Below are 23,802 nucleotides of genomic sequence, written 5' to 3'. Positions count from 1 at the left end.
AGGATTTATCATGAATAAATTTAGATATAAAGATACAACATTGTCGGCAGAAGAGCGTGCTAAGGATTTAATTCATAGAATGAGCATAGAAGAAAAAGTTGCTCAGTTGCAATGCTATAACCCTAAGGATAAAAATGGTCCGAATTTAGAAAATTCTTTTCACAATGGGGTTGGTGCAATAGCTTTTTTGGCTGCTGCCTGGGATGATTCTAAGGAAATGGTAGCCGATAAGCTTAGAGACTATCAAAAAAAAGTAATGGAATGTAGTCGATTTGATATACCTGCTCTTTTTCATATTGAAGGATTAACTGGAGCATTGATGCCAGAAGCAACAAGTTTTCCTACAGGAATTGGTAGAGGCTCTGCCTGGGATCCAGAACTTGAGTATGAGGCAGGGAAAATAATAGGAAAAGAAATGAGTGCAGTTGGAATTAAACATGCTTTAGCTCCAGTTCTTGATGTTACTCGAGATGCACGTTTAGGTCGTCAAGGAGAAAGTTATGGAGAGGACCCTACTCTTGTTTCTGCACTAGGAACTTCATATGTTGTAGGTATCCAAAATTCTGGAGAAAATGATGAATATAATATTATGGCTACTAGCAAGCATTTTATTGGTTATCATGCTGGGCAAGGCGGAATTCATGCTGCTGCGACTAATGTTCCTGATAGGGAGCTGAAGGAGATTTTTGGAAAGCCGTTTCAATCTGCAATTAGCAAAGGAAATCTTCGCTCAGTCATGAATCAATACGGAAGTGTAAATGGTGAGCCAGTAGCTGCATCTAAATATTTATTGCAAGACCTATTGAGAAAAGAAATGGGCTTTGATGGGCTACTTGTCGCAGACTATGCTTCTATTGAAGAGCTTTTTACACGAATGAAAGTCTGTGAAGGAAAGAATGAAGCTGCAGTAAAGGCATTGAATGCTGGATTTGATTTAGAATTACCAACACCAAGTGCTTATGGGGACAATTTAATTCAACTATTGGAAGAAGGTACAATAAATATTCAGCTTCTAGATGAAACTGTATTAAGAGTTTTAACTGAGAAGTTTAGACTCGGAATTTTTGAAAATCCATTTCCTTCTTCATATGAAAAAATAAATGAAGTATTCAACAAGGAAGAATCAAAAAAGGTTAGTTTGAAATATGCCAGAGAATCATTAATTCTTCTTAAGAATAATGGGATTTTACCATTAGATGCAGCCGATAAAAAAATAGCTATAATTGGACATAATGCAAGATCTACAAGAAGCTTATTCGGTGGGTATTCATATGGTAGCGTATTAGAACTTGCTATGGGTGCTAGAAATACGATGGCAGGTATTGAAGTACAAACAGATGACGTGCTTTGGAGAAATAAAAAGAAAAACACATATCCTGGGAGTATTATTGATGTAGAAATTCCAAAGCTTGAACAAGTTGCAAGTAAAGCGTATAAGCATTGTAGGAATATTTTAGAACAGTTTAAGCAATCTTGTCCAAACTCTGATATTCAATATCAGTATGGTTATCCTTATGTAGGGAATGATGCTCGTCATCATGAAGATGCGTTAAAACTTGCGAAAGAATCTGATGTTACAATTGTTACGGTTGGCGGAAAATATGGATGGGGAACATCATGCTCAACAGGAGAAGGGATTGACTCAAGTAGTATTAATCTTCCTCAATGCCAAGAAGAGTTTTTAGTGAAATTAGGCGAGAGTGGAATTCCTTTTATAGTTGTTCATTTAGATGGAAGGCCTATATCTAGTGATGCTGCTGATAAATATGCTTCTGCAATTATTGAAGCTTGGAACCCTGGGGAGTTTGGTAGTCAAGCTATTGTAGAAACAATTCTTGGTACAAATAATCCAAGTGGTAAACTTCCAGTTTCTGTTGCATATAGTTCGGCTCAAGCGCCACTTTATTATAACCACAGTCAGGGATCAAGTTATCATGTTCAAACCGGTTCCCCATTTACTAGATATATCGATCTTCCCCATACTCCAAGATATTATTTTGGTTATGGTTTATCGTATACTACATTTGATTATCATAATCTACAAACAGAAAAATCAAAGATAAAACCATTTGAGAAGATTCATACTAGTTTTGAAGTAGAAAACTCAGGGGATACAGCTGGTGTTGAAATTGCCCAAATCTATGTATGTGATAAAGTGGCATCTTTAGTTAGACCAGCACAGGAATTGGTTGGATTTTGTAGAATACCTTTAGAAGCTAAACAAAAGAAAAAAGTAGATTTCTATATTGATCCTAGTCAACTTGCATTCCTAGATGAAGATATGAAATGGAAGATAGAAGCAGGGGAATTTGATGTGATGATAGGCTCTTCTTCGGAGGATATCCGGTTAAAAACGAATGTCTATATTTTAGAAGATGGCTATACGCAAAGTAAGAATAGGGAATATTACGCCTCTTATAAAATCAGTGAATAGGTTCCCACCAATTAATTAAATATGCAATTAGTAAGATATAGCAGGTTAGTATATAATCTGCTATATCTTATTTTCCAATTGTTTTATAAAAGCAAAGTAACAGTAAATAGTAGGAATATGGAGGGGTCCAAAATGATTAATGATACAGAAATCAGTCAGATAAAAAAAACTTTAAGAAATAGCATAGACAATGACTACATAGCCGGCGCAAATTTAATGATTATCAAAGATGGAAAAGAAATTTTCTACCATGAAGATGGTTGGGCAGATAAGGAAGCTGGAATTCCAATAAAAAGAGATTCCATTTTTAGACTGTATTCTATGACTAAACCTGTTACAGCTGCTGGTGTAATGATACTACTAGAGCGAGGCGATATAGATTTATATGATCCAGTAAGTAAGTATATTCCTAGTTTTAAAAATCAGATGGTTGATGAGGGAGGCAAGCTGGTTCCGGCGGTACGTGAAGTGAATTTAAAAGATTTGCTTTCAATGACCTCAGGCTTGGTTTACGGCGGGGATAACAGAGCTGGTCGGGATACTGAAGCATTATTCATAGAGATAAAGAATAGGCTATTAGGGGATTCTCCATTGAGTACTGTGGAAGCTATGAGCAGACTAGGAGAGTGCGCCCTTGCCTTTCAACCAGGAACTTCTTGGAATTACGGGACCTCTGCTGATGTACTCGGGGCTGTTATAGAAATAGCTAGTGGTATAAGCTATGGAGAATTTTTAAAGAAGGAATTATTTGAACCACTGGGAATGTGGGATACTGGTTTTTGGATACCATCAGAGAAAAGGCACCGTCTTGTAAGAGCATATGAAGACAATGGGCTAGGTAAATTACAGCCTTATACCGGAAATAATTTGGGTATTATTAATCAGATGGATATGGATCCGGCATTTGAATCTGGAGGAGCAGGACTTGCGTCTACAATAGATGATTACTCAAAATTTACTACAATGCTTATGAATGGAGGAAATCTTGACGACGTTCAGATTTTGCGACCTAAAACAGTGAAATATCTGACATCAGGAACTTTAAATGAGATACAGCAGAAAAGCTTTGATGAATGGCTAACGTTAAGCGGACACAGTTATGGAAACTTAATGCGTGTAATGACAGATTGCAGTAAAGCTGGAGATTTGGGATGCCTTGGGGAATATGGATGGGATGGTTGGCTTGGGGCATACTTTTGTAATTGTCCAGAGGACGATTTAACATTCCTATTCATGATGCAAAAAAAAGATGCGGGAACGACTACACTTACTAGAAAGCTGCGCAATATTATCCTAAGTTCATATTGTAAATAAATCCAAGTTAATCTTTTGTTTCTGGAAGTAATGTATATTGATAAGGAGATGTATATTATGAATTATGAAACTAAAATTCTTTTGGATGAACTGGTGTGGGGCGAAGGCCCGCGTTGGCATGCGCATAAACTCTGGTTTTCAGATATATTTGGTAAAAAAGTGATGAAAGTTGATATCAACGGCAAGGCTGAGATCGTTGTGGATGTGCCGACCTTGCCATCTGGACTAGGATGGCTTCCTGATGGTCGGTTGCTTATAGTTTCAGGAGATGGCCGAATATTGCGGCAGGACTCGAGTGGGCTGTCGGCAGTAGCAGACCTTAGCAAGTTAGCAGTGGGTATTAATGACATGGTAGTAGATCATAAGGGACGTGCTTACGTTGGAAGTTATGGTTATGACGTACGGTCTTATAAGCCTGGCCAAGAAGTAGAAGCATGGATAATACTGGTTACCCCAGAAGGGGATGTGCGTGTTGTAGCTGATGAAATGATTTGTCCCAATGGAATGGTCATTACTTCTGACGGAAATATGCTTATAGCGGCTGACACGTTTGCGAAACAACTCGTTGCATTTAACATTGAGGAGGATGGATCACTAACAGGACGCCGTGTCTGGGCATATATGGAAGCTGGTCCTGACGGGATTTGTCTTGACGCTGAAGGCGCTATCTGGGCTGCTACTCCGAATAGGGGTGAGGTGATTCGTTTACGTGAAGGTGGCGAAGTAACTCACCGCATAAAAGTATCAACTACACCTTTAGCATGCATGTTAGGAGGACCTGAGCGCAGGACATTATTCATTGTCACAGTAGATGCGCATAATGATTTAGATGTAGATACCTTAAGTAATCCTGAAGCTGCTCAGATTAAACGTGGCTCTCGAATTGAGGTTGTTGATGTCGAGGTTCCAGGTGCAGGTCTACCATAACTTTCTAACGTTATTTAAATATTAAAAAGCTAACATGTCTTTAATTCAGAACCTATTTATAAAAGCCTTAAAAGATATACTGGACAAACTCAAAACCTAAGCTATTGATACTACGAATTATGGTATCAGTGCTTAGGTTTTATTGTGCTAATCTGCAGGGAATTTAAATTATCAATTTAAAGAAAGAGCTCATGGCTAATCAAAAAGCAATATTATGCTTATAAAAGCACACTACTCATAGATATATTTTATAGGGTTATTTTTGTTTCAAGTTTAATGCGAGGAAAATATTAAGATAGGTCAGTGAATACGTGATGATTTGATATTTTAGAGTATTTGAGAAGATGATATCCTTTATTTATAGAGATCATACGCATTTGGTGGTAAAAGGAGGATAGTATGCGTATTTGAATTAATTCTCAAATATATAAAGGCTCAATTTTCAATGTTAAAAACGAATAAGTTTATTGTATGTTAGATTTGGTTAGTTATTTTCTTTTATTTTGATATTTAAATGCCTAAAGTATGGATACTATATGAAATAATTTATTTTTAATTGATATAAAATGAACTGCTATTCTACTTACATAAAAAGGTGATTGGTAGATAGTATCAAGAAAGGAACGAATAATATATGAAGAAATTAGATGAAGTTTTAGAAAATAAGGAAAGTAATTATATAATGCCGTTCTTCTGGCAGCATGGTGAAGAAGAAGGTATATTGCGCGAATATATGAAAAAAATTAATGAATCCGGAATAAAAGCTGTATGTGTGGAATCACGTCCTCATCCTGATTTTTTGGGGCCTAAATGGTGGGAAGACATGGATGTAATTATGGATGAAGCAAGAAAACGTAATATGAAAGTGTGGATTGTAGATGATTCTCATTTTCCAACAGGTTATGCCAATGGAAGAATTAAAAAAGAGTATCCAAATCTACAAAAATTATTTTTAAAAATCCATCAGCAAGATTTTGTAGGTCCCTATAAAGATGCAGGAATTATTGTAAAGTGGGCAGCCAATGGTTCAAGAGATGCTGTCATGAGCGTGGGAGTAGAAAAGTCTAAAAAGGAAACAAGCAAATTTAACTTGGAAGATAAGATCATAGGAGTAATTGCAGCGAAGATAATTAACAGTGATGAAATAGATCCTGATACTTTATGCGATATATCAGACAACCTAATGAATGGCGTTGTTTACTTTGATATTCCAGAAGGGCATTGGAGAATTTTTACTATTGTACAAACCTTCAATGGTGGAGAAAAGTCTACAGAAGGTTATTTGAATCCAATTGATCCAAGAGGAACACAAGTATTAATTGATACGGTTTATGAAGCACACTTAAGTAGATATAAAAAAGATTTCGGAACAACTATTGCTGGATTTTTTTCAGATGAACCACGTTTTGGAAATGTGAAAGGACCCAACGCTTCAATTGGAAGATTTGACATGGTATTGCCATGGAGAGAAGATCTGATAGACCTATTGCAAAAAAACACTTCAGAAGAGGTTGTTAAATATTTACCCTTGTTATGGGCGAATGGAAAGTCAAGAGAAAATAAAATTAGATATTTATATATGGATTTGATAACTAAGCTGTATTCTGAAAATTTTACCCAAAAGTTGGGGGAATGGTGCAGAGCCCATAATGTTGAATATATTGGGCATGTAATAGAGGATAATAATGCACATGCCAGATTAGGCTATGGAGCAGGTCATTTTTATAGAAGCTTGTGGGAACAAGATATGTCAGGGCTAGATGTAGTATTACATCAAATATTGCCCGGAATGGATAAAGGATATTTTAAATCATCTACATCATCAGGTTGGGATGGTGAGTTTTTTCACTATGCATTAGCTAAAATGGGAGCATCTTTGGGCCATATGGATGAAAAGAAAAACGGACGCACATTGTGTGAAGTTTTTGGAGCGTATGGATGGGGCGAAGGATTAAAGCTAATGAAGTGGATAACGGATCATATGCTCGTTAGAGGAGTTAATTACTTTGTACCACATGCGTTTTCGCCAAAAGAATTTCCAGATTTAGATTGTCCACCTCACTTTTATGCCCATGGTAAAAATCCACAGTTTAGATACATGAAGATTTTAAATGAGTATACGAATAAGATTAGCCATTTGCTGACCGATGGGATACATGTAGCACCCGTAGCTGTTTTATATCATGGTGAAGCAGAGTGGTCCGGTGAATATATGCTATTACAAAAACCGGCTAAAGAGTTAATGCAAAATCAAATTGATTTTGATATATTGCCCACTGATATATTAATTACGTCTGAAATTAAAGATCAGAAGCTTATTGTAAATAACGAATCGTTTTCAGGGCTAGTCATCCCATATTCTGAATCTTTACCTAAAAAACTAATAGAAAAACTATTAGTTTATTTAGAGGCCGGGTTTAAAGTTTATTTTATAGATGATCTTCCAAAGGGTTCTAGTGAAGGTATTAATATTGATAAGGAATTTCGAAAATTACAAGAAGTTGAAAATTGTAAAGTAATAGGGCTTGATAATTTAGTAACTGATTTAAAAAATTCAGATATTTATGATATCCAGGTTGATGATCAGCAACCATACTTAAGATATTATCACTATACCCATCAAGATGGAGATGTATTTATGTTCTTCAATGAACATCCGTATCATTCCATTAATACAGTGGTTGAGGTTCCTCTTCACTTAGATGCATATGTATATGATGCCTTTGAAAATAAAGTTCTTAATATAAATTTAGAGAGAACTCAAAAAGGCAGCAAGTTTAAATTAAACCTTGAAAAATATGAATCTAAAATAATTATTTTTAGTAAAAACATAACGGCGAGTATCGAATCCATAATAACGGATAAGCAGCAGATCGATATTCAGGAGATCAGTGGTGAGTGGAAAATTTCGTTATCTACCTCTGAAAAATATCCTGAATTTGAAACCACTACAGTATTAGATAAGCTGGTTAACTTAGCAGCACCGAATTTATACCCTGATTTTTCGGGTACGGTTAGATACGAAATAGACTTCAACGTAAGTAAAAACTTTGAAAATGCATTTATATTCATAAAAGATGCCTATGAAATTGTGAATATTTCCATGAATGGCTGCCATGTTGGAAGTAAAATATGCCCACCCTATAATTTTGAAGTGAGCAATTGCTTAAGAATGGGGAGTAATAATTTAGTAATTGAAGTGACGAATACTTTAGAAAAAGAGCAAAAGGACTTTTTTTCACAGTACCTTATACATGAACCAACTGGCATTACGGGTTCTGTTAATTTAGTGCTTTACTAACCGTATTATTGTAGCTTCGGTCTAAAGCGGTTTAAATGAGATATTATCCTAAATTTAATTATTAAAATTACAGAGGATGGGTTCTTATGAGTTTTTCAAATTTTATTAAGAACATGTTTAATATACAAGATAAAAAAGAAACAATTAAAAAAGATCCAGCACTTAATAATAAACAAAAATCAGAAATAATATACAGCCCATTAAGTGGTGAGGTTAAAAATCTTAGTGAAGTAAATGACATCACATTCTCCCAAGAATTAATGGGGAAAGGAATAGCAATTGAGCCGTCTATAGGTAAAGTGGTTTCGCCGGTTAATGGGGAAATTGCAGCGTTCTTTGTTACTAAGCATGCTATTGCATTGAAGACCGACGATGGAGTTGAGATTTTAATTCATATAGGCATTAATACAGTTGCTTTAAAGGGCAAATATTTTGTACCTCATGTAAATGAGGGGGATCGAGTTAATATCGGAGACCTATTAGTAGAATTTGATGTGGAAGCTATTAAAAAGGAGGGATATGAAGTTATAACTTCTATCGTTATTACTAATACAGATAACTATAGAGATATCAAGAAAACGGATAGCAATAAGGTATTAGCAAAAGATAGGCTGATGGAAGTTATATCATGATAGTAGTGTGAAAAGGTGGAAGAGTAAAATAAGGCAGCCACCAATATGAGCATTTTCAGTGGGACCAAACAACGTAGGAATATTGAGGTGTTACTTAATCCAATAGGAAAATGCCTCAATTTTCCGACGTGATTTGTACAGCTGTGCAATTTGTTCAACAACGGAACTAACAAATGGATGTACAGAGTCCAAATGGAGTCCTATGTTCGTTACAGTGTTCCTTTAAATATAGATATAAATGAAAACGATTACAACAGTATGGAAACGCTTACGTTAAGAGGTTTTGTTTATACCTGGTGTGTAGCTAAAGGAAGGGGAATAGTTAATGAAGAAAAGCAAAATCATCAGTGCAATTTTAGCGGCTCTATTATTTTTGGTAGCAAATACGACGCAAATCAGTGCAAATTCAAATTTTTCATTAGCTATACATGATCATGTGGCTAATACCTCAATTAGCGATTATAAAAGAATGGAAAACGCGGATCTGAGCGAACTGGTGTTATCGAGCGGGACGCTGACTCCTGCTTTTGCAGCTGGAACAACCGAATACAGTGTGAATGTTCCTTACGATGTAACCAGTATTTCGGTAACAGCCAGCGTCTATGACAGCAACGCCACAATGAAAGTAAACGGGAAACCTGTTGCAAGCAGTCAGGCAAGCGACCCAATGAGCTTGAGCGCTAATAATAACATCCTCACCATCGAAGTAACCGGACAAGAAGGAATGGTGACGAAACTATATAAGGTGACCGTGACGCGAGTATCAGGTTCACCTTCATCATCGGATTGCACACCGCAAGAAACGGGAGGGCCTCTTTGGGTCACAGCAGCGTGTATCGACTCACAGTATAATAATCCAGTTATTGATAGGGAGGTTGACCTAACATCTCCAGTTCCGCATCATAAAGTGTCAGGCCACTTTGAGGGTACTGAAGCGAAGTTCAACTTTTACTTGCCGCCGAAAGAACAGTGGAAGGGCCGCTTCTTCCAGAAAGTATATCCGCTTTATGATGAGAATGCCTTTGATAGTCATATTGCTTTCGGCGCAGCCAGCGGGGCTTATACGGTTCAGACGAATGCAAGTAGCGGATACCGAATTGATGCAGCCGCGGCAAAGTTCTCCAAGGTGTACGCGGCGGATTACTACGACACTGACGATTATATCTATGGATATATATACGGTGGAAGCGGAGGCTCTCTTCAGACGATTGGTGCAATTGAAAATACTAAGGGAGTGTGGGACGGAGCAGTGCCATTTGTCCCGGTTGTACCAACGTCCATTCCAAACAATGGATTCATATTGGCCTATGCGAACTTTGTGCTCAAAGACAAGGCTTTACAGCTAAAGGACGCATTGAGCCCGGGAGGTAGCGGTGACCCTTATTCCAGTTTGAATGACATGGAGAAGGCAGTACTGCAAGAGGTGACGAAGTTGGGAGTTCCTTTAAGAGGGTTGGAGGGGGCACTCAGCCAGAACGATCTTCAGAGTCTCCTCTTTGGTTTCGGAGACACGATTAAATCGATGGATAGCACCTATGTCGAAGATTTCTGGAACAAGCCAGGCTACCTAGGTACGGAACAATCGGATCTCGGAGATTTGTTCCGCAGCGCCAAGATCGATCAATGGGCCACCATTACTCAGGTTAGCCGGGACAAGCAGAATGCACCGACAAGCGTTTCTCTTGACAATGCGCCATCAACACTGCCTCGAACCGGTGCAGATTACACACTTTATACAGCTGACGGAACGACAAAGATCGGGACACTAAAAGGTTCGTTTGATCCGACTAAGAAAAACTTCACGATTGGGAGCGAAAACTCCAATAGCGTATTAAGCGCCCTAGAAAGCGGTGCCAAACTGCATATCGACAACCGATGGCATCTTGCGTTGCTATCGTACCATCGTCACCAGGTTCCGAGCGGACCCAACTTTTATTCCTGGGATCAATTTAAAACAGCTGACGGAACTCCCATTTATCCTCAGCGTCCTATGGAGATTGGCCCCATGATCATGAGTGGTGTTGCAGGAGGTGGCTCACACAACGGGCATATTCAAGGAAAAGTCATCCTTATCTCCAACTTGCTCGATATGGGATCTTTTCCTTGGCATTCGGACTGGTATAGTGCAAGGGTGAAGCAGTATCTTGGTGAAAGCTTTGATGATCATTTCCGTGTCTGGTTCAACGACAATGCGGATCATTACGATAATGGGGCAAGCACTTATACTGTTGTACAATATGATGGCATTCTCGAACAGGCACTTCGTGACCTAAGCGCTTGGGTAGAACAAGGGGTGGCTCCTGCAGAGTCAACCCAATACAAGGTAGTCGATGGTCAGATCAAGTTGCCGGAGAGTGCTGCGGATCGTAAGGGGATACAGCCGGTCGTCGATTTACTTGTTAACGGCACGACTAAAATTCATGTTAAGACCGGCCAACGTGTCACCTTCCAGGGCAAAGCTGCGGTCCCTCCTGGTAACAGTAAGGTTGTGAAAACTGAATGGGACTTCGAAGGTACGGGGAACTACAAGAAGGTATCCTTCGGTACCCCTAAGGCCTCGGTAACGGAGTCGGTATACTTTATCTATACCAAGCCAGGAATCTACTACCCAGCTCTAAGAGTGACCGCACAGCGTGATGGTGACGAAGAATCACCCTTTACACGAATTGAGAATCTAGAACGTGTTCGTGTAGTTGTAGAAGAAGAACAGAAAAATTCAGGGAAAGGAAAATCAAGCGAAGAAGAGAGCTCCTTAGGAAGTATACAAGACAAGGCTGGAGAAGAGAGCTCTATAGGAAGCCTACAAGACAATGTTGAGGTGGATAATGGTACAATAAGAGTGAAACCAACGATCAATGCTAATGGAAAAGCAACTGTTCAACTGAACGCTGAAACTGTAAAGCGGGCACTCAAACAAACAGATGGAGACAAACTTGGAATTAAAGTAGAAGCAATTGAAAATATGAATGAAATTGAAATTGAATTTCCTGTTGATGTATTGTTAAGCAATGGAAAATATTTAATTAATAATTTCGAAATCGAGACAGGATTAGCTAAATTAAATGTATCTTCAAAGTTGATTTCTAGAAGTTCAGCAGAGGCGAAGAATGTGAAGGTTTCTGTGACTAAAGTAAACTCATCCAGCCTATCACAGAAGATAAAAATTCCATTGGGCGATAGACCAGTTTACAGTTTTAGTTTGGAAATTGATGATAAAAAGGTAAGTGAGCTTGATGGAAGAAACGACGTTCAAGTGACAATACCATACAAATTGAAATCAGATGAGCAACCCAATAAGATGGTCATCTACCAAATTAGGGATAATGGAGATTGTAAAATTGTAGTTAATGGAAGACTAAACAAAAAGACAGATGGGATAGAATTTAAGCCTAAGCGATTGGGTAAGTTTGCAGTAGCTTTTACGGAAGTTAACTTCCAGGATGTAACAAAAGAGTGGGCAAAGGAGCCGATTGAGGCTTTAGCTGCAAGGGGCGTTATCATCGGAACAGGGGATGGAAAGTTCAATCCGGACGATAAAGTGACGAGAGCCGAATTCATTGCGATGCTGATGAATGTTTTTGAACTCACCGATAGCAATGCGACAACGACCTTTTCAGATATCAAAACAGGCGCATGGTACTATGATGAGGTTGCTACAGCACAACGGTTAGGTATTGTTAAAGGCAGACCGAACGGTAGTTTTGGTGCACAAGATGAAATCACGAGACAAGATATGGTTGTAATGGCCTATCAAGCAACGACCTATGCCGGGCTGACCTCAGATAGTGAAGCCCCGCTAAGCTTTGTCGATGCAAACGGCATTTCTTCATATGCGTTAGAAGGCATTACTGCAATGCACAACGCTGGAATAATAAGCGGAATGGATAAAGGAGAATTTGCACCAAAGTCTAAATCAACCCGTGCGCAAGCTGCAGTTGTAATTAATAATATTCTCTTCTCATTATAACGTTTGTTTTACAGAGGCTTACCCACTATCATACGATGGTAGGTAAGCCTTACTTCTTATAAACGTGCGTTGCTAGATACAAGATAATGAAGATCCATGAGGGTTAGTCGTCTTATACATCTGAAAACCTGGTACGAGAAATACGGGAATTTTACTCAACGCAACAAGAACCAATGCTAAAATTTAAGCCCACTTGTATATAGATGTTTCATTGAGTATAATGTGCTTATGGAAGTTGCATTTTAAAATGAGAAGGTGGGAGAAAATTGAGTACAGCGTCTCGGGGTGTTCACATTGGTCCCCCTCGTCTAAAAATAGCGATTCATGCCATTGTTTGGCTAGCTAAAAGTGGCAGCATGATCAGCAGTGCGTTGATAGCGAGACAAGTCGATTCGCATGCCACCTTTATTCGCAGAGTTATGCAGTCATTGAACAATGCTGGCATTGTTGAATCAAAAGGCGGACGAGAGGGTGGATATTTTTTAAAAAAATCTGCAGCAGAGATTACAATAGGCGATATATACGAAGCAATAAATAGTATTTCCAATGATACTGAAATTAATGTGGATTGCGGAGAAGACGGAGAAAAGTTAGATGTTGAGCAGTTAGATGTTGAACTTGAAAAGATTCTCCAGGAAGCTGAATTAAAGACAATTGAGTATTTGCGAAGTTATACGATTGCTCAATTAATGGATCGAGTCCAATTTTTTAAAGAATAATAAAGCTGGATAGCTAACATTAAGTTGCAGAATCATATGCAACTTTTTATTAGAATAAATTGTGCTTAATAAAAGCACAGAAAAAGAAAGGCATCTTGCTTAGCATGAGTTTGGACATTGACGGTTGCAAATCTATGAAAACGCGAGTGAATGGAAGGAAACATTCATTATAGTGGGAGGAATTATTATGGAAAAGAAACGTGCTGTGGTGATTGGAGCAACGGGGCAGATTGGGCGAGCAGCGGTGAACGCGCTGGCACGGGATGGCTGGGAGGTAACGGCGGTCTCCCGAAGCGGGGGGCGGGACGAAGGATGGCCTGATGAGGTACGCGTCGCGCAGGCCGACCGGGCCGATGATGCAGCCCTGGCCGCCGCAATCGGCGACGGCTGCGACGTGGTGGTGGATGTCGTCTCATACGGTGCCGCACACGCACGGCAGTTGACTGCTTTGGCTGATCGTATCGGCTCGGCGGTGGTCCTTTCCACAACGTTAGTATACGAGGACGATAAGGGACGTAACTTTAATACGGTAGCGGAACCGGACGGCTTTCCCCACTTTGCGGTACCGATCCTAGAAAGCCAGCGGACGATCCAGCCTGGTGAGACTACCTATAGTACTGGCAAGGTGGCTATGGAGCAAGAACTACTTGCGGCGGGCGACCGGTTGCCAACAACGATACTGCGCGCGGGCGCTGTTTACGGCCCGTATAGCTCATTCCCTTATGAGTTGTACTTCATCAAGCGTAACCTTGACGGGCGGCGTCAACGAGTTCTTGAGTACCGTGGGACAGGTCTTTTCCATCGGGTGAGCGTTCACAATCTCGCGGAGTTGATCCGGCTGGCGGCAGCGAACCCAGGCTCTCGGGTGCTCAACGCCTGTGACCCTAAGGTGCCAACAGTGGCCGAGATCGGAGCGGCAATTGATGCCGTGATGGGTGTAGAGACTCCCGAGACGTTACTGCTGGACGGTCCGGCTCCATCGCTGTCCGTGGGAAAAACACCGTGGATGGTTGATCACCCCATAATTTGCGACATGACCGCCGCCGAACGGGAGTTGGGTTATCGGCCGATAGCAGCCGACGTCCAGATCCTGACAGAGACGGTCGAGTGGCTGGCGGGACAACTGGCGGGACGGGACTGGAGAGAAGTATTCCCGTTGTTAGCCCAAGCGCAGCCACACCTCTTTGACTACGCAGCTGAAGACGCTTGGCTGCTAAAATCCTGAGGTGATAAACGAAGGGAGCGGTCGGAACTCCCAGCTCGCCTTTTATCCATCAAGCCTGTTCGGCCTTTGGGTTCAACGATTTGGCGAGCGGGGCGCACTTCATGTTGCATTTCATGTCGATTTTGCCCACCTTGCAGGTGAGGAGATAGATGTCCAAGCGCCATGCGTCCATTAATTATTGGAGGGGGTGATAACGTCAAAATAAAATAGTTATAGTTACAGATGCCAGGTTTCAGGATAGCAGGTCCAAGTGAATGGCTTGTACGTGGATTTACCCGTTTAGTTTTGCGGAATCGCCTGTCGGCCAGAAAATGCTCAGCGTTTTAGAAAAAGGCATTATACCATGTTACTAAATAGAACGGATAAAGCTTTCAGATTAGCGGGAAAAAACTTATTACGACTTGGTCATTTTCGACTTGACTTAAAGCGACAAATGAAACGTTCCTGGTCATTAAGCATAAACGAATGGTTTGCATGTCTAAAGAAGTGAAAATGAGGAGGATATCCATATGGGAAGAAAAATTGCAATCATTACAGGGGCGAATCGGGGGATCGGGTTTGAAATTGCTAAACAGCTAGGCAAGCTTGGCGTCACCGTCATTATGACGGCTCGCAAAGAAGATCAAGGGATGGCGGCCTGCGACAAATTGAAGCAGGAAGGGCTTGACGTTCATTTTCACCAGCTTGATATGACTAACGAGTCCAGTATTCGTAAGTTGGCTTACGACATGCGGGAGCAATTTGGAGTCGTTGACATTCTGGTTAATAATGCAGGCATCTCTATCGATGGTAATAAGGATACAACAAATATCGATTTGGAAACGGTTCGAACTACAATGGAAACGAATGTCTACGGTCCACTTCTCTTATCGCAAGTGCTCATCCCTTTAATGCAAGAAAGTGCAGACGGCAGAATCGTCAATGTATCCAGCAGCATGGGAGCTTTAAATGATGGTATGGGCGGCGGGTATTTTGCATACAGTATGTCCAAAACTGCCCTGAACGCGCTTACGTTAAAACTGTCAGCAGACTTAAGTAGCAGCAAAATCACGGTAAATTCAATGTGTCCGGGATGGGTTCGTACCGATATGGGTACTGCCGATGCTCCGAGATCGGTTGAGCAAGGGGCTGATACGGCTGTTTGGCTGGCGACGGGCGATGTAGGAACGACCGGCAAGTTTTTTAGAGATCGCTCCGTGATCAGTTGGTAACATAATAGTCCCTTTTATACAGGTGATATCATAGATGAAAGCTTTAGTTCTGGATCAATCGGGGCATCCTTATTGTCTGTAAATAATAAAGTTTTAGACTGTACGGAATCGCTAAACTAAATGGCGATAGTTCAATGAGTTTCATCTGAAAATGCCGAACTCTTTGTGATAGAGTTCGGCATTTTTTGGTTCTCCCAGTCTAACATAATTATTAGCCGTCTATTCTTGTAAGTGAGCCCTGTTGAAAAAGACACTGCATTAAATACTTGACTCTCCCCATTAGGGGAGACATTAAACTCAATTTGTAAGTTAATCGATTAAAAGGAGGAAGTCAAAATGAACTTAGATATTAGAGACATTAGAAAAGAGGATATAGAACCTATTAAAGCGATTATCGCAGATACCTGGAACGCAAAGGATTTTATCGAGGATGAAGGCATAATAAATGCAACAGTTACAATGATGTTCATAAGTCCAATATTAAATAAAAGTACTTTTGGAAGAGTAGCTACATTAGATGGAGAAGTCATTGGTGTAATTTTTGGTTCAAGAGTTGGTGAAATAACATCTTATAGATTGTTACAAGAAGATTATACAAGTGAATTGCTACAACTCTTAAATCTAAATGACATCGAACGAAAAGTATTTGTTGAACTCACCTCTATGACTAATGAGGCATACAGCAAGTTAATTAGAGGAAAAGAAGATGAGTTTCAGGGGTGCTTAGAATTCTTTGCTGTTTCTGAAGGAGCTAGAGGAAAAAAGGTAGGGAAACAATTATTTAATGAGCTCATCTCTTACTTAAAAAATACAAAAACAAATAAAATTTATGTGTATACAGATACAATGAGTAACTATGGATTCTATGATCATAATGGATTTGTCCGTCTTGATGAAGAAGTAACTGTATTTAATCTACCTAACGGCAAACTCGAAAATACAAATTTTATTTATGAATACAAGCTATAAGCTAAAAGTCAGCCCACCTTATTTATAGGGTGGGCTTTAGACTAATTTGAAATTGAGAGAAATGATTATATTGATTAAAAACATCTGTCACTAGATAAAACATATAAACCTTATTACACGTCAAACTGTTTTTCTCCAAATATTCTTTTACTAATTGAAATGTTTCAATTTCAGTATCTCCCGTGCAATTAATAGTTAAATATTCTCCTTTTGATAATTTAGATACATTAAAGGTATCTTTAAGCAATCTATAATCATCTGATGTTATTAGACGAAATACATCACTGATTTTCCAATTATCATGGTGACATGAATAAATTAATCCATACTGAAACGTTTGGACTGCCAATTCGCCTAATTTTTCATCTAACTTATCGAATGACTTTATCTCATTAAGTTCTCCAACTTGAGTAGGTAAACTTAAAAAGTATCTGTCTTTAAATGTTTGAATATTAAATCCATTGTTCATGAGTCCATCTTCAGATGAATGGATAGCTGTCTTTAATATTTCTATTTGTTTATTAAGTTGCTCTAATTTCTTTATTTCTTTATGAATTTCTTCATTTTTCTGTTCCAAGTAAAATTTAAGGTAATTAGTATCGGCTTTAGCAAATAAAGCTTTAATTTCTTTGACACTTACATTACTTTGCTTGCAAATTTTTATAATATCCAGATAGATGAATTGATTAATTGTATAATAGCGATAACCGTTTTCGGGATTAGTGTATGCAGGTATTAACAAACCAATATTATGATAATAACGTAGGGCTTTTATCGTAACATTTTTTAATCTAGAAACTTCTCCAATTGAAAAATACCTTTTATTATCCATAAATTCCTCCAATAAGTCTTATGTATGAAAGTCGTTCTCCTGATACATCAATTCCTATCTTCCTAATAAATCACAAGTTGTGTTCTTATTCAACGGGTCAAAATAGTCAAAACAGCAGCAAACCTCATTCCAGCGACATCGTCCGCAAACCGACCAACCTACGCAAGCCCTGATGGCAAAAAGGGAACGCCTAAGCATAGAGAACGAATAGCACACAATAAATCGCATTTAAGGGATTTGAATTTGCGTTTTATCCAAAAGCTATGTATAGAATATTAAAATATTGTATACTGTTCAGACTATACTTCCTTGCAACATGTAGTGGGAAAGAGGGGGCATTTATGTATAGAGTGGCTATTTGCGATGATGAGTACAAGCAAAGAGAGCTTGTTAAAAATATGCTGATCGCTTTATCAATCAAAACAAATATAGAATTTAAAGTTGAATTATTCGACTCAGGAGAACAACTAGTATCTCATTATCAAAACCATGAGTCTCCATTCCATATCTTAATATTGGATGTTGAAATGAATGGCATGAACGGAATTCAAACCGCCCAAAAAATAAGGAGTTTAAATCACCTAGATGAACAGATTATTTTTTTAACGAGCTACCCTGAATATATGGTGGAAAGTTTTGACGTAGTTACATTTCAATATTTAATAAAACCGATTGCTCCCTATATCTTTGAGGAAAAAATAATAAAGCTGTGTCAATATTTTCAAGCTCTCGATAAAAAATTCGTTATCATCAAGTCAGCTTATGAGGAAGTGCTTTTAAAATATGATGATATCATTAGTATTGAAGTGGCCAAAAGCTTGACCATAAAAAACAAGCTGCATTTTGTAACCTCTACACAAACCTATGATAGCAAAGGGATTCTTTCTGATTATGCATCAGCATTAAAGGAACATAATTTTTTACAAATTCATCGTTCGATTATTATAAATTTAATTCATGTCAAAAAATTTGCTGGCGGTGATGTTCTGATGTCAAATGATGTGAAGTTGCCTATTGGACGTTCTAAAATAAAAGAAGTTAAAGATTTGTATACCAAATTTATGATTATGAAGATGCATTAATATGATGGCATATAACTACCTGTTTCTTAACCTATGTGTCGTACTGGTGATGTGCTTTCAGGTCAATTTTTATTTCAACTCGGTTTTTGATAAGTCCAGTCGAAAGCCGAACAGAATGATGTATTTCATTATTTTCGGGTTGCTGAATTTTTTATATTTAACTGTTTATCTGACTCCTACGTTTTCCTCCATTTTGGCGTTATTTGTCATATTTAGCTTGGCTCAGTCTTATACCGTGGAAATAAAGACAAAGATCATTTTTTCCATTCTTTATGCTGTGTTGATCACCATCGTTAATCTTTTATCCCTGTATATTTTATATGCTGTAGACTCCGTTAAGATTAGCAACTTTAGTCATTTGAGCGGACAGGATCACTTGATATTTTCTAAGGTTATGCTACTCAGCTGTATTATCATGTTTGCTGTCATTCAGATTATACGGCTATTCGCCAAACGCAGAACCTTCCCTTTGCAGCATCGTTACTATTTTTTATTTTTAATCGTTCCCATCATAAGTATATACCAGGTTAATGTTTTATCTGTTTATAGTGAAAAGAATATGTATTATTTTGGCTCTATTATTGGCTTTATTTCTTTAAATGTTTTTATTATATACATCTTCGATAATGTTATTGAAAAATTCCAGTTAATGCATGAAAATGCTCAACTACAACATCAGATGGACTACCAAGATGCTAACTACGAAAAAACGGTTCACAGCTTCAAAAATATAAAAAGAATCATTCATGATACACATCAACAGTTTTTGTATATTGACGAATGTATCAAGAGAAATGAATTAGCTGAGGCGAGTGAACATATTAAGATCACATTAAATAAAATCGAAGGAGCATATCAAAGGGTTAATACCGGTAATCTGGTTATAGATGCCCTTGTCACGAATAGTCTTAATATTGGACAAGCTAATGGCATAAAGGTAGATACCCAACTTAACTTATATTCACAGAAAGTAAATATTGAACGTTATGATTTATGTGTTGCTCTAGGGAATATGCTGGATAATGCCATAGAAGCATCTAAAAAGGTCAAGATTGCTGAGGACAGGTTCATTCTTATTAAAATACAATCCAATGAGTCCGCGCTTTTCATTCACATTCTGAATCATGTGGAGAATGAAGTGTCTCATTTGCATAGTCAAAAATCAAACCCGGATGTTCATGGCATTGGCTTAACCAATATATCTAGAATATGTGATAAATACGGTGGGAATATGACCATTGAAACGAAAAATAAAGTATTCGATAATATGGTTTTATTACCATTTTATAAGGACATTCCTTAGACATCTTGTTGTTTAGGGATTGTTTTTTACGTTTAAGGGTGTTTTTTTATATAGAATCCTCGTTCGTTGTATGATCAGGTCAGTAATAAAGTCTGATGAAGCTATAAGAGGAGGAAATATGGAATGAAGAAAATAATAGCTGTGTTCGTTTCTGCTATGCTTTTTGTGCTGCCAATGGCGAATACTTTTGCTCAAGGCACTCCTGAACCCATCAAGGAAAAGGCTCGCAGTCTGGCCTCAGAGCTGGTATCCAAATACGGTGCTAGCGGTGTGCAGTATGCCATTATGGACCATGGAAACATCGTATTATCGGATAGCGTGGGTGTAAAGAATAAAGCAACCAACGAGCCGATCACCAAAGATACGATGTTTGGTATAGGCTCTACAAGCAAAATGTATGTAGCTGCTGCAACGATGATGCTGGTGGATGCCCATAAGGTAGATATTGATCAGCCGCTCACAACATACATTAAGGACTTTACAATGGCCGATGAAAGGTACAAAAAAATTACACCGCGTATGCTGTTAAATCATTCGTCAGGCCTTTACGGTGCCCACTTAAAAAATAGTATGTTATTTAATGACAATGATACAAAAAATCATGATGAGCTCTTGCTAAGGTTGCAATCAGAAACTTTAAAATCAAACCCTGGCGAATATTCCGTATATACCAATGATGGATTTCAATTGCTCGAAATATTGGTTGAGCGGGTGAGCGGTCTAAGTTACACCGATTTCCTGGCAAAGCATATTAGTGGACCTTTGGGTTTGAAATCTACCAAAACACCTCTCGATCAATTTGATAGACAACAGCTGTCCAAAACTTATTTTCCTGCGATTGAGGGGGCTTTACCGGTTGAAAATGCCAATGTCATCGGGACAGGGGGCTTATACTCCACCGCGGAAGAGGTGGTTATGTTTTCAGAAGTATTAACGGGGAACAAACCCGATATTTTATCTAAGCAATCAGCCAAGTCCATGCAAAGTCATGAATATCGAAATGGAGTATGGGTACCTGAAGAGACAAACAGCTTTAATTATGGACTTGGTTGGGATGCGGTTCAGTTGGCACCGTTTAGTGATTACGGAATAACTGCGTTATCCAAGGGTGGGGATACTGTTTTGTATCATTCTACTTTGATCACCATACCAGAGCATCATATTTCTATGGCTGTGCTTTCATCTGGAGGTTCTTCCATCCTGGATAGTATTTTTGCTTCTAATGTTTTATTGGAGCTTCTAAAAGACAAGGGCATCATTAAAGGCATTCTACCGGGTAAAACCTTTGAACCTCCTGTAAAAGTGGAAATGCCATCTGATTTACTTACTTATTCTGGATTATATGGCACTGTGGGTACAACCATCAATGTAGAAATTAAAAACGGAGAGCTTGAATTACCAGCTTTTCTGGATGGAATAGTCCCGGCGCAAAAATATGTGTATACAGGCAATGGAGAATTCAAAAGCAGTGATGGCAGTGTAGCGATAGGCTTTGACAAACAAAAAAATGGGAAAACGTATATTAAGGCTAACTTCTACGTAAACTTTCCGGGATTAGGTCAAATGGTTATGGTGACTTATGAATATCAAAAGCTGGATGCCAATCCTCTAAATACTACTGTTAAAAAGGCATGGGAACATAGAAACGGGAAAAATTATTATGCCCTGGATGAAAAGATATCTTCTATTTTTTATTTGGCCCCATCATTTATAACGAAAAAAATATCCGTTGATCATGATGGATACGCAAGTGGTACTAAAATTGTGGATGAGAATAAAGCCGTTAATGCTGTTGAGATTCCTGTTATGAGTGGAAGAGATGCATTTGATTTGAATTTTACTACCAAGGATGGTTCAGAGTATTTAACCATAGATGGACAGTCCTACATCAGTGAGGATGCTATTAAACCTGTCCTGGGCGGGAAATCAGTGTACACCATACCATCGAATGGTCAAGCCACATGGTTTAAAATAGATAAAAACGTAGCCCATAAAACAATGACCGTTGATGTTCCAACAAGTGGAGGGTTCGCTGTCTATGATGAAAACGGAACGGTTGTAGATTTTTCAACTGCCAGCCATAACAAAACGGTTGTGCTGCCCAAAGGTGGCTTGATCGTTTTAGGTGGCAATGCAGGGGATAGATTTAAAATCAATTTGAATTAAGCGTGTAGCCGCTCCTGAAAAATTTAGGAGCGGCTATTATGATAGGATGAGTTCTTTATTTTGGATTTTGTGTTTTTTTGTCCCTTTTGCAGTAACACTTACCCCCACGAGGAAGTTACTATATTATGTGATATACTTCATTCCAGGATTTCTGAGGGGTGTTTTTTTTGTTTACTAATGTCCTGCGACAACGACTTTTACGAAATCACATGTGAGATTCTTTTCACTACGGTAAATTCACATATTAGTCCATATAAAATGAGAAAAATATCGGGGTGTATACACTTTAATAGATACATTTATCCATAACTCTCTAGATGATATTTCAACCAAGTTTATTCACCACCTCATACATACTACATAGTGTATACAATATTCTCGAGGAGAGACAGGAACATATATTATTGAAATATGATGAACAATAATGGTTAAAATGATGTCATTGCATATAAAGCGAGGAATGATGAAGACATGTTTTTTCACGTTTAACAATGTTAAAATAATAGAATAATTGGAGACTTGGCATGAAGAGAAGGCAGGTTGAATCAATGAAACCAAAACTTAACGATGTTGCACAATTAGCTGGAGTTTCACCGACTACGGTTTCTCGCGTACTTAATAATCGTGGCTATATCAGTCAAGAAACGAAGGATCAAGTTCATAAAGCGATGCAGGAGCTAAATTATTTTCCTAATGATGTAGCTCGGTCATTATTTACTAAACGGACAAATCTGATTGGATTAATCATTCCAACTACGAGCAACCCATTTTTCGGTGAGCTGACTTTCCATATAGAGAATATTTGTGCGTCATTAGGCTATAAGCTGTTGCTATGTAACAGCTTAAATCAGCTGGATAAAGAAGAGTCTTATGTAGATATGCTTATGCGAAATCAAGTTGACGGTATTATCGTCGGTACACACAACCGAGGTATCGTAAATTATGAACAGAAGAATATTGCAGTCATTGCGATCGACCGTTTCCTATCCGATTCAATCCCAGTTGTAGGATCGGATAATTATATGGGTGGAAAACTGGCATCAGAGCTGCTTATTGAAAAGGGGTGCAAGCATATCTTACACATAAATGGCCCTGTTGAATTGGAAACACCAGCAAGTTTAAGAAGAAAAGCATATGAAGATGTGATGGAGCAGTATAGTCGAGAGGCAATTACCTATGAAGTACATGATCCCTTTCACCAACAGAATCACGATGAACCGATTAAACGCTTGCTCGATGAACATCCTGAAGTAGATGGATTGTTCGCGAGTAATGACATGGTGGCAGCGTCTTTTATTGCTGAAGCAAAAAGAAGAGGAAAACGGGTTCCTGAAGATATCCGCGTAGTTGGATATGACGGAACAGAAACAACCCGCAATCTTCTCCCTGAATTAACGACAATTCAGCAACCAATACAGGAGATCGCGAGATCTTCCATAGAGTTACTTATTAAAGAAATTGAAGGTGGATTCAGTGATGTCCCGCGAGAAACCTATCTACCAGTGAAACTGATTAAAGCTAGTACAGCTTAACACAATTTTCATAGTTTTCAGCATTGTGATATAAGATGGGCTATCCTTATTAGAGTAATTGAAATCAAAGAGGAGAGCTCTTTTTCTTTTGAAGATATGTCAAGCGGTTGACATATGAAAGCGGTTGACATATAATCGATCTGTAAATACGAAAGTGCTTTCATTTACATTAAATGTTCAACTAGAGG

15 protein-coding genes are annotated in these 23,802 nt (G+C 38.5%); 14 read left to right on the top strand and 1 reads right to left on the bottom strand.

Annotated features, from left to right (window positions below):
- Positions 1-10: 10 nt before the first annotated feature.
- The 10 genes from ACXHJ1_RS19665 to ACXHJ1_RS19620 all read left to right on the top strand — a co-directional run bounded on the left by ACXHJ1_RS19665 (position 11) and on the right by ACXHJ1_RS19620 (position 16,699).
- A complete protein-coding gene (locus ACXHJ1_RS19665) occupies positions 11-2,434 on the top strand; it encodes a glycoside hydrolase family 3 N-terminal domain-containing protein (protein WP_457905089.1) in 2,424 nt (807 codons plus the stop codon).
- Between the two features lie 132 nt (positions 2,435-2,566).
- A complete protein-coding gene (locus tag ACXHJ1_RS19660) occupies positions 2,567-3,748 on the top strand; it encodes a serine hydrolase domain-containing protein (protein WP_457905088.1) in 1,182 nt (393 codons plus the stop codon).
- Positions 3,749-3,805: 57 nt separating this feature from the next.
- The gene (locus tag ACXHJ1_RS19655) at positions 3,806-4,675 is read left to right on the top strand and encodes an SMP-30/gluconolactonase/LRE family protein (RefSeq protein ID WP_457905087.1); all 870 of its coding nucleotides are present in this window, start codon (positions 3,806-3,808) and stop codon (positions 4,673-4,675) included.
- Positions 4,676-5,309: 634 nt separating this feature from the next.
- A complete protein-coding gene (locus ACXHJ1_RS19650) occupies positions 5,310-7,976 on the top strand; it encodes a glycosyl hydrolase (protein ID WP_457905086.1) in 2,667 nt (888 codons plus the stop codon).
- An 86-nt stretch (positions 7,977-8,062) separates the two neighbouring features.
- Complete coding sequence (locus ACXHJ1_RS19645; protein WP_107733604.1) at positions 8,063-8,608, top strand: PTS sugar transporter subunit IIA; 546 nt, start codon at positions 8,063-8,065, stop codon at positions 8,606-8,608.
- 325 nt (positions 8,609-8,933) lie between these two features.
- Positions 8,934-12,575, top strand: coding sequence for an S-layer homology domain-containing protein (locus tag ACXHJ1_RS19640; protein WP_457905085.1), 3,642 nt, complete (start codon positions 8,934-8,936; stop codon positions 12,573-12,575).
- A gap of 266 nt (positions 12,576-12,841) precedes the next feature.
- Positions 12,842-13,294, top strand: a complete 453-nt coding sequence (locus tag ACXHJ1_RS19635) for an RrF2 family transcriptional regulator (protein WP_025364889.1) — start codon at positions 12,842-12,844, stop codon at positions 13,292-13,294.
- Positions 13,295-13,481: 187 nt separating this feature from the next.
- A complete protein-coding gene (locus ACXHJ1_RS19630) occupies positions 13,482-14,519 on the top strand; it encodes an NAD-dependent epimerase/dehydratase family protein (protein WP_457905084.1) in 1,038 nt (345 codons plus the stop codon).
- 509 nt (positions 14,520-15,028) lie between these two features.
- Positions 15,029-15,730, top strand: coding sequence for an SDR family oxidoreductase (locus ACXHJ1_RS19625; protein WP_016820924.1), 702 nt, complete (start codon positions 15,029-15,031; stop codon positions 15,728-15,730).
- A 336-nt stretch (positions 15,731-16,066) separates the two neighbouring features.
- Entirely contained in the window at positions 16,067-16,699 is a 633-nt protein-coding gene (locus tag ACXHJ1_RS19620) for a GNAT family N-acetyltransferase (RefSeq protein ID WP_457905083.1), read from the top strand.
- A 22-nt stretch (positions 16,700-16,721) separates the two neighbouring features.
- Here ACXHJ1_RS19620 and ACXHJ1_RS19615 read toward each other — a convergent pair whose 3' ends face one another.
- Positions 16,722-17,531, bottom strand: a complete 810-nt coding sequence (locus ACXHJ1_RS19615; protein WP_019687280.1) for a MerR family transcriptional regulator — start codon at positions 17,529-17,531, stop codon at positions 16,722-16,724.
- Between the two features lie 341 nt (positions 17,532-17,872).
- Here ACXHJ1_RS19615 and ACXHJ1_RS19610 point away from each other — a divergent pair, with 341 nt between their 5' ends.
- From ACXHJ1_RS19610 to ACXHJ1_RS19595, 4 genes are all read left to right on the top strand, one after another.
- Positions 17,873-18,613, top strand: a complete 741-nt coding sequence (locus ACXHJ1_RS19610; RefSeq protein ID WP_457905082.1) for a LytR/AlgR family response regulator transcription factor — start codon at positions 17,873-17,875, stop codon at positions 18,611-18,613.
- A 1-nt stretch (position 18,614) separates the two neighbouring features.
- The gene (locus ACXHJ1_RS19605; protein WP_430212984.1) at positions 18,615-19,916 is read left to right on the top strand and encodes a GHKL domain-containing protein; all 1,302 of its coding nucleotides are present in this window, start codon (positions 18,615-18,617) and stop codon (positions 19,914-19,916) included.
- Between the two features lie 123 nt (positions 19,917-20,039).
- Positions 20,040-22,082, top strand: coding sequence for a serine hydrolase domain-containing protein (locus ACXHJ1_RS19600; RefSeq protein WP_457905081.1), 2,043 nt, complete (start codon positions 20,040-20,042; stop codon positions 22,080-22,082).
- A gap of 548 nt (positions 22,083-22,630) precedes the next feature.
- Positions 22,631-23,614, top strand: coding sequence for a LacI family DNA-binding transcriptional regulator (locus ACXHJ1_RS19595; RefSeq protein WP_457906188.1), 984 nt, complete (start codon positions 22,631-22,633; stop codon positions 23,612-23,614).
- Positions 23,615-23,802 lie beyond the last annotated feature (188 nt).

It is taken from the genome of Paenibacillus sp. ALE2 (assembly GCF_054113385.1).
Note: the sequence above shows the minus strand (reverse complement) of the source record. Positions and strands in the feature narration are given on the sequence as shown.